The sequence below is a fragment of the Pseudomonas sp. NFPP04 genome (genome assembly GCF_900113815.1).
Taxonomy (GTDB): domain Bacteria; phylum Pseudomonadota; class Gammaproteobacteria; order Pseudomonadales; family Pseudomonadaceae; genus Aquipseudomonas; species Aquipseudomonas extremorientalis.
Genome location: NZ_FOQS01000016.1, coordinates 37,693 through 50,406, shown reverse-complemented (window position 1 = coordinate 50,406; position 12,714 = coordinate 37,693). Strand labels below are relative to the sequence as shown.

Here is a 12,714-nt window from a genome sequence, read left to right as displayed (position 1 = left end):
TCAACCTACGAAGGGATTTCGCCGTGCGCTGGCTCAGGATCGCCATAGGTTTCACTGTCAGTCTGCTGACACTGCTCTGCTTGTTCCCGGCCCAGGCCGCCGCGCAAGGCAGTGGCTGGGCAGTATTGCTTGATGAACAGGCCGACCTGCAACTGAGCGACATCCGTTCCTCGCGCTACACCAACCAATTCAGCCCCATCGACCTGGACCGCATTACCGCCGCGGAACCGGACGGTGCGTTGTGGGTACGTTTCAAGCTGCAACCCGGCAAGCACGAACAAGTGCTGCGGGTATTCGCCCCGGACCTGTCGCACCTGAGCCTCTACGTGCTGGACGGCGACACCCTGGTGGAACAACAGAGCACCGGCACACGCCAGCCCCAGGCTGAACGGCCGTTGCCCAGCAGTGACTTCATGCTGCCGATGCCCCAGAGCCAGAACCCCCTCGAGGTCTACCTGCGCCTGGTCTCGGAACACGAACTGCGGCCCTACATCACCCTGGAACCGGCCGTGCTCGCCGCCGCCGACCAGACCCAGACGCTGATCTACGGCCTGCTGTTCGGCTGCCTGTTGATGCTGATCCTGCACAACCTCACGCGCTTCGCCTACCACCGCTCGCGCAGCAGCCTGTGGCTGGCGGCCTGCGAAGTGCTGCTGATGCTCAGCCTGGCGCTGCTACTCAACCTGGTGGGCCCATGGCTGCCGAACTGGCATGCGATCCAGACGCCCGGCGCCTACCTGGCGCTATTGCTCACCGCGCCGTGCGGGCTGATGTTTGCCTACCGGTTCTTCATGCCCCTGGGCCCGCACCCGCTGAACAAGCTGTTGATGGCGGACATCCTGTTCATCGTGCTGTGCGGCCTGCTGTTGTTGTTCGTCAACACCCTGCCGCTGAATATCATCACCTACGCCCTGGTGGCCCTGGCCGGCTTGAGCATGTTGTTTGTCTCGGCCTATCACTGGCAGAAAGGCTACCGCCCGGCACGTCTGTTCGTGGTGGCGATGGTGGTGTTCAACATCGGTACGCTGATCATCCTGCCAGCGTTGCTGGGCCTGACGATGGTCTCGCCCCAGGGCCTGATCGTCACGCTGCTGGCGTTTATCTGCCTGAGCGGCCTGCTGATGAGCCTGGCGTTGGGCGAACGCCAGCGTGCGATTGTCGAGGCGCGTTTCAGCCTCAGCCGCGACCTGGCGGCGAGCAATGCCGAAATCGCGGCCAAGGCCGAGTTCCTGGCCAAGATCAGCCACGAAATCCGCACCCCCATGAACGGTGTGCTGGGCATGACCGAACTGCTGTTGGGTACGCCGCTGTCGGTGAAACAGCGCGACTACGTGCAGACCATCCACAGCGCCGGCAACGAACTGCTTACGCTGATCAATGAAATCCTCGATATCTCCAAGCTCGAATCCGGCCAGATCGAACTGGACGATGTGCAATTCGACCTCAATGCGCTGATCGAAGACTGCCTGAGTATCTTCCGCGCCAAGGCCGAGCAGCAGAATGTCGAACTGATCAGCTTTATCCAGCCCCAGGTGCCCCGCGTGATCAGCGGCGACCCGACGCGCCTGCGCCAGGCCATGTTGAGCCTGCTGGAAAACGCCCTGCAAAAGACCGACGAAGGCGAAGTGCTGATCGTGGTGGCCCTGGACGACCGCAGCACCAAGCCACGCCTGCGCATTGCCGTGCAGGACAGCGGCCTGCCGATGGAAGCCTCGGAGCGCGACGCCCTGCTGCACAGTGAGCTGCACAGCAAGAATTTCTTCTCGGCCACCCGCCTCAATGGCCACCTGGGCCTGGTCATCGCCCGCCAGTTGATCCTGTTGATGAACGGCGAGTTCGGCATCAAGAGCGGCAGCCACCAGGGCAGCACCCTGTGGCTGACCCTGCCGCTGGACCCGGAGCGCCTGGAACACCCGACCTCCGACCTCGACGGCCCGCTCAAAGGCGCGCGCGTGCTAGTGGTGGACGACAACGACACCTGCCGCAAAGTGCTGGTGCAACAATGTTCCGCCTGGGGCCTCAACGTCAGCGCCGTGCCCTCGGGCAAGGAAGCCCTGGCGTTGCTGCGCACCAAGGCGCACCTGCGCGACTACTTTGACGTGGTGCTGCTGGACCAGAACATGCCCGGCATGACCGGCATGCAACTGGCGGCGAAGATCAAGGAAGACCCGAGCCTGAACCACGACATCCTGCTGATCATGCTTACCGGCATCAGCAATGCGCCGAGCAAGATCATTGCGCGCAATTGCGGGATCAAGCGCATCCTCGCCAAACCGGTGGCCGGCTATACGCTCAAGACCACCCTGGCCGACGAACTGACTCAGCGCAGCAAAGGCAACGTGCCGCCACGTCCGGTCCTCAGCACTCCGGCCGCCATCACCGTGCCGGCGGATTTCCGCATCCTGGTAGCCGAAGACAACAGCATCTCCACCAAGGTGATCCGCGGCATGCTCGGCAAGCTCAACCTCGACCCGGACACCGCCAGCAACGGCGAGGAAGCGCTGGAGGCGATGAAGGCCCAGCGTTATGACCTGGTGTTGATGGACTGTGAAATGCCGATCCTCGATGGTTTCTCGGCGACCCAGCAACTGCGCGCGTGGGAAGTCAGCCACCAGCGCATCCGCACGCCGGTGGTGGCGTTGACGGCGCACATTCTGTCGGAACACAAGGAACGTGCGCGCCAGGCCGGGATGGATGGGCATATGGCCAAGCCGGTGGAGTTGTCGCAGTTGCGCGAGCTGGTGGAATTCTGGGTCGCCCAGCGGCAACAGCGCCCAGAACACGCACCTTCCTGAACTTGAAATGCAGTCAAATGTGGGAGGGGCAAGTCGAATCGTCGCACCGCCCCTCCCGCCTTTGATCTCTTTCGCCTGATAGACTCTCCACACTTTCCTCCTGCGAGCCGCCCCCATGCTCCACGTGTTATTCAGCGTCTACCTGAAAATGCTGGTGCTCTACAGCCCGTTCTTCGTGCTGTCCTGCTTTATCAGCCTGACCCGTGGTTATTCCAGCAAAGAGCGGCGGCGCCTGGCGTGGAAAGTGGCGCTGGCGACCCTGGTCTCGAGCGTGTTGCTCTACCTGTTCGGCCGGGTGATTTTCAGTGTGTTCGGCATCACCGTCGACGCCTTCCGCATCGGCGCCGGCAGTGTGCTGTTCATTTCCGCCCTGGGCATGGCCCAGGGCAAGTCGGCGGTGCAGACCGACAACGTGCAGCAGGACGTGACCATCGTGCCGCTGACCATCCCCCTCACGGTCGGCCCCGGCACCATCGGTGCGCTGCTGGTGATGGGCGTCAGCCAACCGCACTGGGATGACAAGCTCACCGCTATCCTCAGCATCGCCCTGGCCAGCCTCACGGTGGGCGTGGTGCTGTACCTGTCCAACCGTATCGAACGCATCCTCGGTGACCAGGGCTTGCAGATTGTCAGTCGGTTGATGGGATTGTTCGTGTGTGCCCTGGCCGCACAAATCATCTTTACCGGCGTGCGCGGCTACCTGGTGCCCTAGATCCGGTATTTGGCAATTGCCAGTTGTACCTTGTCGCCCGCGCTTTCGCGCATCAGTTGGATCGTCTTTTCATTGATCACCGAGGTATTGAGCACCAGGCACGTCTGCCCGCTGAAGGCCTCGAACGAGGAGCTGTCCCACTCCAGGAAGGGCAGCCCCGTCTGTTTGCTCACGCCGTGAGTGCTGTAGGTCACCAGCACCATCGTCAATTCGCCATCGATTTCGGCACAAGAGGCCAGGCCGAAATCACCGCCCTGGTGCACCGAGCTGTTGCGTTTAAACAATTCAAAAGACGCCGGCGTCTGCTTCAACGCCTCCAATGCATCGGCCGCCAGTTTCGGCAGCATGCCCAGCAGCGGCGCGGACAAGGACGTGGAAGCCAACAGCGTGGCAATAAGATTCAGCGCCGCCAGCTGCACGGTCAGCCCCTTGCCCGAACGTGAGACCCGTTCGAAGCTGCTGCGCACCGGGAGCCACCCCAGGCTGACCATCACCTTGATGAATTCGTCGTACCAGTCCTCGGTACCGCGGTGTATTTTCAATACATCGCTGACGTAACTGCTGGCCAGCAAATAACTCTTACGGACATATTCTCGCTTCAGACCCGACAGGCCTTCGGCAAACGAAATCACGCCGTTGTTGACCACGGCTGCGTTGAAGTCATCTTCGGTGTCCAGCGGTACAGCTGCGTGCTTGCCTGACGCGCCCGGTAATTTGTAGGCGGCAATCAACTTGCGCCTTTTTGTCGTGTTGATCCGTCTGTGATGTCGCTCCATTTTGATTCTCCACAAGCACCCCAAAGTGGGGCTTGTGTCCACCCTAGTTCACCGGCCGATGGGCTTTCCAGGCGATAAACATCCCTTGGCGCAAGGCGTTAAACCGTAACGCCCAGCAATAACGCGGCATGACCGGCGTGCCTCCATATTTCGTTGTAAAAAAAAGAAAAAACGCCGAATAACGCCAGAAAAATCCCTGGGCTATTCGGCGCTTTCAGGCAACCGACAGGCCGTTTTCAGGAAGCGGGTTTTTCACCGTACCATCGTGGTGTGTAGACCCATTCGCCACCATCGGCACGGGGAAATGTGCAGGTAGTGGACGAGCCGATCAACACCATGGTGCGCATGTCCACTTGATCCGGCGTCAGTTGCCCCAGCGTGGTGACACGCAGGGTCTGCCCCGGGCGACCTATATCGCGGCCCAGCACCACCGGCGTTTGCGGCGTGCGATGCAGGGCGACGATTTCCAGGGCGCGCCCCAGTTGCCACGGCCGCGCACGCGAGATCGGGTTGTAGAACGCCAAGGCCAGGTCGGCCTGGGACGCGAGGTCCAGGCGTTTTTCGATGATCGACCAGGGTTTGAGGTTATCCGACAGCGACATCACGCAGAAGTCATGGCCCAGCGGTGCGCCCGCCTGGGCGGCAGTGGCCAGGCTGGCCGAGACCCCGGGCAGGATTTCCAGGTCGACCTGATGCCAGGCCGGATCGCTGGATTCGTGCAGCGCTTCGATCACCGCAGCCGCCATAGCGAACACCCCCGGGTCACCGGAGGACACCACCACCACCGAGCGACCTTGGGCCGCCAGCTCGAAGGCGTGGCGGGCCCGCTGCATTTCTTCGCGGTTATCGGTGCAGTGTTGCACTTGATCATCGCGGAACGGGCCGGCCATGCGCACATAGGTTTCGTAACCCAGCACATCGGTGCAACGCGCCAACTCAGCCTTCACCGCAGGCACCATCAACTCGGCGGCACCGGGGCCAAGGCCGATCACGGCAAGGCGGCCACGAACACGACCAATCTGCGACAACTCCAGCGGCTGTTCAGCCACGCTGACCACGATATCGGCGTCCTGGCAAACGCTGGTAAAACGCAACGGCACACCCAGCGCCAACGCCGCCTCATGCAGCGACGCTTCGGCCATCTGCGTTTCGCTGGCCAGCAGGCACGCCAGGGATTGCACGGCCAGACCCGCTTCATGCAACGCCGTGCGTACACGCTCGGCCAATTGCGCGCCGGGTTTGCAGGTCACACTGACGGTCTTCGGGTAGATCAGCAACTCATTGGCGGTGGGTTGGCGCTCGGCACTGCCGACATGAATCGCCAGGCGCGCTTGTGGGTCCTGCGGCAAGTTGGCTTGGTCCAGCCAAGGCGCTGCGCCTTCGATGCGCACGTTTTCACCGGCCAGCAAGTCGGAAACGAAACGCTTGCCCAACTCCAGGTCGGCCAGCTCATAGCCCTGCGGCGGGTTGAGCAGGCAGGTGCCAAAACGCAGTTCGCCACTGGTGGTGATCGCAGCGGCCACGTTCAACGCGGCAGCAATTTCGCGCGCCATGACGTTTACACCACCAAGGCCCCCCAGCAACGGCACTACGGCGCTGCCGTCTTCAGCCACGGCCAGCACGGCCGGCTCTTCGCCTTTTTCCAGCAGCAGCGGCGCCAGGGTGCGGATCACGATACCGGCCGCGCACAGCGCAATCAGCGGCGTACCTTGCTGGTACAACTGGCGCAGGGTCGTGCCGAACTCGCTGTAGGCCTGGTCAGCACCTTCAACGCGTCCGGCAAGACCGTGGATCAGCGCCTCTGGATAAACCTGTTGGATCCTGCGCGCGGTGGCCAGGCTGCCCTGGCCCAGAATGACAATCGCCGGGCTCATCAACCTTGCCACCTTTCACCCGGCACGATGATCAGCGAGAAATAGGGCGAAGACGCCGGGTCGACCTGATCCAGCGGCACGATCTTCTGGTTGGCCATCGTGGCGCGCTCCACATAGAGGGCACGCTCGGCCAGGCCGAGCTCTTCGAGCACCAGGCGCACTTTCGGGAAGTTGCGCCCCAGCTTCATGATCACCGCCGCGTCGGCGTCCGCCAGGCGGCGCTTCAGGTCCTCATGGGGCAACACGCCCGAAAGCACCGACAGGCTCTGGTTGCGATACACCAGCGGCGCCCCCAACACAGAGGCGCCGCCGAGCATCGAGCACACGCCGGGGATGACTTGCGCTTCGTAGCGTTCGGCAAGTCGGTCATGCAGATACATGTAGGAACCGTAGAAGAACGGGTCACCTTCGCAGATCACCGCCACATCGCGACCGGCATCCAGGTGCGCGGCAACGTCGACACTGGCAGCGTCGTAGAAATCGCTGATCACCTGCTCATAGGACATCGGCGCCGGCAGTACCTCGGTGGTCACCGGGTACACCAGCGGCATCAGGGTTTGCTGGGGCACCAAGTGATCTTCGATGATGCCGAAGGCATTGCCCTTCTTGCCCTTGGCCACGAAGTACGCCACCACTGGCGATTCGCGCAGCAGGCGCAGGGCCTTGAGGGTGATCAGTTCCGGGTCACCGGGGCCTACGCCCAGGCCGATCAAACGTCCGCGTGCCGGCATTATTCGACCTCCGTGGCCAGGGCATTCACCGCAGCGGCGGCCATCGCACTGCCGCCCAGGCGGCCCTGCATGATCACGAACGGCACGCCACGGCTGTCCGCCGCCAGCATCGCCTTGGATTCGGCGGCGCCGACAAACCCGACCGGGAAGCCAAGGATCAAGGCAGGTTTAGGCGCCCCGGCATCGAGCATTTCCAGCAGGTAGAACAACGCGGTCGGCGCATTGCCGATCACTACTACGCTGCCTTCCAGATGCGGGCGCCACAGCTCCAGCGCGGCGGCGGAACGGGTGTTGCCCAGTTCACGCGCCAGCTCCGGTACGCTGTCGTCGCGCAGGGTGCAGATCACCGGGTTATTGGCCGGCAGGCGCGCACGAGTCACACCTTCGGAAACCATCCGCGCATCACACAGGATCGGCGCGCCAGCGGCCAACGCATCGCGCCCGGCCTTGCCCGCGCCTTCGGAAAACTGCAGGCCGTCGATGGCCTCGACCATGCCGCACGCATGAATCACCCGCACCGCGAGTTTCTCCAGGTCGGCCGGAATGCGCTCCAACCTGGCTTCCGCGCGAATAATGGCGAAGGAGTTGCGATAGATCTCCTGACCGTCGCGGATGTAATCAATCATCGGTGTTGCTCCGTGGACGAGCGCGCAACAGGGCGCCCGCCGCTTCAATGGAAAGGGTGCGCGCGTGCAGCCGGCCGAAACCGGACTGGGCTGCCTCGCGGAAATAGAGGTCGTAGTGGCCGGGGCTCACCGCCAGCAAGGTGACCGGCGCGACATGCGCGGCGGCACAGGAACGGGGGCAGCCGGACAGGTGCACGTCATGGCCGGGGTTCAGCGCAGCCAGTTGCACGGCGTCAGCCTTGGTGTCGGCCAGGGCCTTGCCGCAACCGCTGGAACCCGTGCAGGCGGTCATGCGCGCCAGGGGTTGGTCGATGGAGCAAAGGAAGCCCAGTTGCGCCAGGCGCTCGGTCACGGCGTGCGGTTTTTCGATGTTGGGCAACAGCACGCCTTGCCAAGGGGTGAAGCGCAAGGTGCCGTCGCCGTACTCACTGGCCAGGTGTGCGGCGCCTTTGAGCATCGTCGCGTCCAGGCGCCCCAAGGGTGCGATGACGGCGACGTAGAACTGATTCTTTTGAACCTGTGGATAAGTGCCGAGGTGCAGCAAAGCCCCGTTGGGCGGGCGTCTGAAGCCTTCAGCCGACAGCAATGGCAGGCGCAGATGCCCCAGCAAGTTATCCACAGCCAGATGCCGCATGCGGGTTTGTTCCGGGCCGGCCAGTTCGAGGAACGCCTCCAGCACGGCCACCACCAGCGCATGACCCTGCTCGAGCGGCACGGCGGCCAGCGGCGCATCCAGCCCCGGGCAACCGGCCAGGCCAAAGGCGAGGAGCGTCTGGCCATTGCGAATAAAGGCCGACAGCCACAGGTCGTGGTGATGTTCGAGCATCGCCAGGGCTTCGCCGCCATCCAGTTGTACGGCGAACTTGGCCGACAGTTCATGGAAACGGGGATGGTTTTGCAGGGTGGCGAGAATCTGCTCAGCCAACGGGCGGGTGTCGAACAGCATCTGCCGGTCGATCCCGGCGCTGGGGCTGAGCATCAGGTTGCGTACATCGTCGCCGGCGGCATTGTCGGGACCCAGGCCTGCGGCCAGTAGCAGGGCGATCAATGCCTGCTCTTGGGTACCGATCCCGCGAATCTGCAGGTTGGCCCGGTTGGTCGCCTCGATCACCCCGCCCGCATGGGCCTGGGCCGCGTCCGCCACGGCATGGGCTTGTGTAGCGCTGATCGAACCACCGGCCAACTTGATCCGGCAAATGCCGCCGTCCAACGCCTGGACAATGCGCAGCAACCCCGGACAAGCCGAGGGGCGCAAGGTATTCACAGCGGGCGTTGGGTTCACGGGGCTACCGGTTGGTGGGTAAAGGCGCGGTATTATGCCTGCTTTGTCCGGCGGCATGAAAAGCCTGCCCGTCGGATGTCGTTCAAGGAATTCATATGTCGCCCTGGCTGACGGTTGTAGGCATCGGAGAAGACGGCTTCAAGGGACTGGGCAGGAACGCCCGGCATGCCCTGTTGCACGCCACGCGGATTATAGGCGGCCAGCGCCAGTTGGACCTGTTGCCGGTGTGTATCCGTGGCGAGCGCCAGGTGTGGCCGAGCCCGTTTTCCCTGGAACCGGTGCTGGCGCGGCGCGGCGAGCCGGTGTGCGTGCTGGCCAGCGGCGATCCGATGTTCTATGGCGTGGGGGCCAGCCTGGCGCGGCAGGTGCCCGCTGAAGAGTTGCTGATTTTACCGGCGCCCTCGTCGGTGTCCCTCGCGGCGGCGCGGTTGGGCTGGCCTTTGCAGGACGTGGTGACGTTGTCCGTGGTGGCCCGACCGTTGGCCGCGATCAATGCGCACCTGGCCAGTGGCGTGCGCTTGTTGGTGCTGAGCAATGACGGTCGCAGTCCTGGCTTGATTGCCTCGTTATTGGCGCAGTCCGGTTTCGGCCAGAGCCGGTTGAGCGTGTTCGAGCACTTGGGCGGCACGGATGAGCGGCGTATCGAAGGTTTGGCGGATGAGTGGCAGCACGCCTGCGTCGCCGATTTGAATCTGCTCGCCATCGACTGCGTCGCTTCTGGGGCAACACCGCGCCTGTCGCGCCTGGCAGGCCTGCCCGACTCAGCCTTCAAGCACGACGGCCAACTGACCAAGCGCGATGTGCGCGCCATGACCCTCGCCCGCCTCGCCCCCATGCCCGGTGAATTGCTGTGGGACGTGGGCGCGGGCAGCGGTTCCATCGGTATCGAGTGGATGCGTACGCACCCGAGCTGCCGCGCGTTGGCGATTGAAGCCGATGAAGGCCGCCAAGGCCTGATCGAACACAACCGCGACGCCCTTGGCGTGCCCGGGCTGCAACTGGTTCGCGGCAAGGCGCCCGAGGCGTTGAGCGGCCTGGAAGCCCCGGACGCCATCTTCATCGGCGGCGGCGTCACCCGCGACGGCGTGCTCGATACCTGCTGGCAACACCTGCGCCCCGGTGGTCGGCTGGTGGCCAATGCCGTGACCCTGCAAAGCGAAATGACCCTGATGAACTGGCGTGCCCAGCATGGCGGCGAACTGACGCGCATCCACGTGGCGCAGGCGCAGCCGTTGGGGGAATTCGATACGTGGCGCCAGGCGTTGCCGATTACCTTGCTGGAAGTGGTCAAGCCGCTATGAAACGCATCCTGCTGTTGGGTGGCGTGACTGAAGCGCTGGCCATTGCTCGTACGCTGGGCCCGGAACATATCTACAGCCTGGCCGGGGTTGGACGTGTGCCCACCGACCTGACCTGTCAGGTGCGAGTCGGTGGTTATGGTGGTGCCGAGGGCTTGGCGCGATTTGTTCGGGATGAAGGGATTGGGCTGATTGTCGACGCGACCCATCCATATGCCGCGCAGATCAGCCGCAATGCCGCCGAAGCTGCGCGCGCGTGCGGCGTGCCTTGCTGGGCATTGCGCCGACCGGCGTGGCAGCCGCAGATGGGGGATGACTGGCGTGAGGTGAGTGATTGGGCTTCGTTGATTGAAGCGTTGAAGCCCTTCAAACGCCCGCTGTTCACCTTGGGCCGCGAGCCGTTGCAGCATCTGGATGAAATCCCGCCGGAGCAGTTCTGGACGCTGCGCGCACTGGATGTGTATCCGGGGAATGCGCGGTGTAAAGTGATTGGCGCGCGCGGGCCGTTTTTGATTGCGGATGAGCGTGCGTTGTTCGAGCGGCGCGGCATTGATGTGCTGATCAGCAAGAACAGCGGGAGCACGGCAACGGAGCCGAAGTTGGAGGTGGCACGGGAGCGCGGGGTGCCGGTGTTGGTGTTGAAGCGGCCGGTGTTGGCGATGGTAGATCGAGAATTCACTACTGTGCCTGCGGTACTACAGGCAATCGCCACTCTCTAAACACCATCGATTCAGTGTGGGAGGGGACTTGCCCCGATTACGGTGTATCAGTCTAAAGATCTGTGACGGGTCCATCGCCATCGGGGGCAAGCCCCCTCCCACATTTAGAACGGCATCATCATGCAGCGCTTTTCGTTTGCCCGGCAGCATCGTGTACACGCACCGCAAGCAACTGCGCCAGCTCAATCAACTGCGCGACGCCGAGCAATGTTTCGCGTGGCGCGCCTTCCAGGTTGAAGGCAATGTCACAACTCAGCGCATTGGCTGAGGCCAGGGTTTCGCTGAGGTTGACCAAAAGGTCTTCACTGCTGATTCCATCGGACACGGTGAAAAGCCGGACGGGGGGATTTGGGGTGGGTTTGATCATTCTAAGAGCGCGACCTCTTGGCGATGAACACATGATCGCAAATTCCGAGTTTGCGGACGCACTCAGCGTTGAAGCCGAAGCCCTGAAATCGGATGAACCTGAAGTAGCAGCGCGATTAAACCAATGGCTGGAAAAGGCCCAATACCTCCCTGACAGAAAGACAGGATTCACTCGTTTCGACGCCGCTGACTATCTCCTAACGCAAGAATATATGGATGCTTTCCTCGAAGCCTGCATCGAAGAGGACCCAGGCGATGGTTCTTTGATCAAAATAGGGAGAGACGACATTGCTCGCGCAACCCGCAGGCTCAACACCAAGCGATAGCCGAACACTGGCAAAATGTGGGAGGGGGCTTGCCCCCGATGGCGGCGTGTCAGCCACTGGTTTGTTGGCTGGGCTGGCGCTAGCGGTGGCAAGTGAATCGTTGCACCAGCCCTCCCACATTTGAACTGTGCAGCTTTGAAGATCGGCATCCACTCGATTCCCCGTCTATCCTCAAACCAGTCACTGCGACACCAAACCACACCGCCCCTTTTTACTTATCCCCACCGATCAGGCTAAATACCCGCCTGATCGTTTAACCCTACGGATTGTCCGCCATGGCCCGTCAACGCTTTGCAATTGCCTGGATCGCCTGCCTTGCAGTGCTGTTCAATGCCTTTGCCATGCCGATGGCCAGCGCGATGCAGCAGTCCAGCGATCCGGTCCGGCAATTGCTGTGGGGCAGTTTCTGTTCCTCAAATGGCGCAAGCCTCAAGACCATCGCCCTAGGCAAGCTGGAGATCCCGGCGCCGCAGCAGGACGATCATTCCACCATGCAGCATTGCTGGTGTTGCTCGGGCTCGGCACCGTTGGTGGCGTTGCCGGGGCATGTACCGCAGTTGTATCTCACCCAATTCAATACTTCACAGCGCTTGCCGCCGCCCCGGCTGCACAGCCCGCCCCCGCGTCAGCAATGGCCAAGCCTCAACCCCCGCGCCTCTCCAACGGCTTGATCTTCTTCGCAAGTGAACTGCGTTTAGAACCGTTCTGGAGAACTGCCATGCTCAAATCTTCCCTGCTTCTGGCTGCGTTGTTGCTGCCGGTGTTCAGTGCTGCCAATGCCGATGACTACAAGGCCGGCGACCTGCTGGTCAGCGATCCCTGGTCCCAGGAATTGCCACCGAATGCGCCAACCGTCGCGGCGTACTTTGTGATTCACAACACCGGAGAAAGCCCGGACCGCCTGCTCAGTGTCGACACCCCCGTGGCGGACAAGGCCGAGCTGCATGAGCATGTAATGCAGGGCGACCTGATGAAGATGCAGCAGGTGCCCAGCGTCGCCGTACCGGCCAAGGGCGAGCTGACCTTCGCGCCCATGGCGTATCACGTGATGCTGCTGGGCCTCAAGGACCGCAGCCTGCTTGCCGACGGCAAGCAATTCCCGCTGACCCTCACCTTCGAAAAAGCCGGCAAGGTCGAGGTGGAAGTGTCGGTGCAGAAAGTGCCGCCGATGGCCACCCACGAGCACAAGCACGCCCAATAGGCTGACAC

General features: G+C 62.7%; 13 protein-coding genes. 7 read left to right on the top strand and 6 right to left on the bottom strand.

The window, feature by feature from the left end; translation table 11 throughout:
• Positions 1-23 precede the first annotated feature (23 nt).
• Together BM017_RS26030 and BM017_RS26025 are read left to right on the top strand one after the other, a co-directional pair.
• Positions 24-2,795 (top strand): hybrid sensor histidine kinase/response regulator, encoded by a 2,772-nt coding sequence (locus tag BM017_RS26030; protein ID WP_092249939.1) that lies wholly within the window; start codon positions 24-26, stop codon positions 2,793-2,795.
• 115 nt (positions 2,796-2,910) lie between these two features.
• Positions 2,911-3,507 carry a MarC family protein gene (locus BM017_RS26025; RefSeq protein ID WP_003171467.1) on the top strand — a complete coding sequence of 199 codons (597 nt, stop codon included), beginning with the start codon at positions 2,911-2,913 and terminating at the stop codon, positions 3,505-3,507.
• Here BM017_RS26025 and BM017_RS26020 read toward each other — a convergent pair.
• From BM017_RS26020 to cobG, 5 genes are all read right to left on the bottom strand, one after another.
• Positions 3,504-4,283: a hypothetical protein gene (locus tag BM017_RS26020; protein WP_092249936.1), complete on the bottom strand. Its 780-nt coding sequence runs from the start codon at positions 4,281-4,283 to the stop codon at positions 3,504-3,506. The two genes, BM017_RS26025 and BM017_RS26020, sit on opposite strands and share 4 nt — an antisense overlap.
• 236 nt (positions 4,284-4,519) lie before the next feature.
• Positions 4,520-6,157, bottom strand: a complete 1,638-nt coding sequence (gene cobJ, locus BM017_RS26015; protein ID WP_092249933.1) for a precorrin-3B C(17)-methyltransferase — start codon at positions 6,155-6,157, stop codon at positions 4,520-4,522.
• Positions 6,157-6,888, bottom strand: coding sequence for a precorrin-2 C(20)-methyltransferase (locus tag BM017_RS26010; protein ID WP_071491607.1), 732 nt, complete (start codon positions 6,886-6,888; stop codon positions 6,157-6,159). Before BM017_RS26010 ends, cobJ begins: the two co-directional genes overlap by 1 nt.
• A complete protein-coding gene (locus tag BM017_RS26005) occupies positions 6,888-7,514 on the bottom strand; it encodes a precorrin-8X methylmutase (RefSeq protein WP_071491608.1) in 627 nt (208 codons plus the stop codon). The genes BM017_RS26010 and BM017_RS26005 overlap by 1 nt, the downstream gene beginning before the upstream one ends.
• Positions 7,507-8,853 carry a precorrin-3B synthase gene (gene cobG, locus BM017_RS26000; RefSeq protein ID WP_092249930.1) on the bottom strand — a complete coding sequence of 449 codons (1,347 nt, stop codon included), beginning with the start codon at positions 8,851-8,853 and terminating at the stop codon, positions 7,507-7,509. Before cobG ends, BM017_RS26005 begins: the two co-directional genes overlap by 8 nt.
• A 38-nt stretch (positions 8,854-8,891) precedes the next feature.
• On the opposite strand from cobG, the gene cbiE reads away from it, so the two are divergent.
• Complete coding sequence (gene cbiE, locus BM017_RS25995; protein WP_092249927.1) at positions 8,892-10,097, top strand: precorrin-6y C5,15-methyltransferase (decarboxylating) subunit CbiE; 1,206 nt, start codon at positions 8,892-8,894, stop codon at positions 10,095-10,097.
• Positions 10,094-10,813: a cobalt-precorrin-6A reductase gene (locus BM017_RS25990; RefSeq protein ID WP_092249924.1), complete on the top strand. Its 720-nt coding sequence runs from the start codon at positions 10,094-10,096 to the stop codon at positions 10,811-10,813. The genes cbiE and BM017_RS25990 overlap by 4 nt, the downstream gene beginning before the upstream one ends.
• Positions 10,814-10,931: 118 nt before the next feature.
• Here BM017_RS25990 and BM017_RS25985 read toward each other — a convergent pair whose 3' ends face one another.
• On the bottom strand, positions 10,932-11,180 hold the full coding sequence (locus BM017_RS25985; protein ID WP_092249921.1) for a DUF6124 family protein: 249 nt from the start codon (positions 11,178-11,180) through the stop codon (positions 10,932-10,934).
• Positions 11,181-11,211: 31 nt separating this feature from the next.
• Between BM017_RS25985 and BM017_RS25980 the strand changes: the two genes are divergently transcribed.
• From BM017_RS25980 to BM017_RS25970, 3 genes are all read left to right on the top strand, one after another.
• Positions 11,212-11,505, top strand: a complete 294-nt coding sequence (locus tag BM017_RS25980; protein WP_092249918.1) for a hypothetical protein — start codon at positions 11,212-11,214, stop codon at positions 11,503-11,505.
• Between the two features lie 275 nt (positions 11,506-11,780).
• Positions 11,781-12,176, top strand: a complete 396-nt coding sequence (locus BM017_RS25975; RefSeq protein ID WP_071491614.1) for a DUF2946 domain-containing protein — start codon at positions 11,781-11,783, stop codon at positions 12,174-12,176.
• Positions 12,177-12,223: 47 nt separating this feature from the next.
• Positions 12,224-12,706, top strand: a complete 483-nt coding sequence (locus BM017_RS25970) for a copper chaperone PCu(A)C (protein WP_092249915.1) — start codon at positions 12,224-12,226, stop codon at positions 12,704-12,706.
• Positions 12,707-12,714 lie beyond the last annotated feature (8 nt).

Coding starts and splice junctions, on each gene's coding strand:
- cobG (WP_092249930.1), bottom strand. CDS start 8,853: ATGCCGCCGGACAAAGCAGGCATAATACCGCGCCTTTACCCACCAACC.
- BM017_RS26010 (WP_071491607.1), bottom strand. CDS start 6,888: ATGCCGGCACGCGGACGTTTGATCGGCCTGGGCGTAGGCCCCGGTGAC.
- BM017_RS25985 (WP_092249921.1), bottom strand. CDS start 11,180: ATGATCAAACCCACCCCAAATCCCCCCGTCCGGCTTTTCACCGTGTCC.
- BM017_RS26025 (WP_003171467.1), top strand. CDS start 2,911: ATGCTCCACGTGTTATTCAGCGTCTACCTGAAAATGCTGGTGCTCTAC.
- BM017_RS25975 (WP_071491614.1), top strand. CDS start 11,781: ATGGCCCGTCAACGCTTTGCAATTGCCTGGATCGCCTGCCTTGCAGTG.
- BM017_RS26020 (WP_092249936.1), bottom strand. CDS start 4,283: ATGGAGCGACATCACAGACGGATCAACACGACAAAAAGGCGCAAGTTG.
- cobJ (WP_092249933.1), bottom strand. CDS start 6,157: ATGAGCCCGGCGATTGTCATTCTGGGCCAGGGCAGCCTGGCCACCGCG.
- cbiE (WP_092249927.1), top strand. CDS start 8,892: ATGTCGCCCTGGCTGACGGTTGTAGGCATCGGAGAAGACGGCTTCAAG.
- BM017_RS25990 (WP_092249924.1), top strand. CDS start 10,094: ATGAAACGCATCCTGCTGTTGGGTGGCGTGACTGAAGCGCTGGCCATT.
- BM017_RS25970 (WP_092249915.1), top strand. CDS start 12,224: ATGCTCAAATCTTCCCTGCTTCTGGCTGCGTTGTTGCTGCCGGTGTTC.
- BM017_RS25980 (WP_092249918.1), top strand. CDS start 11,212: ATGATCGCAAATTCCGAGTTTGCGGACGCACTCAGCGTTGAAGCCGAA.
- BM017_RS26005 (WP_071491608.1), bottom strand. CDS start 7,514: ATGATTGATTACATCCGCGACGGTCAGGAGATCTATCGCAACTCCTTC.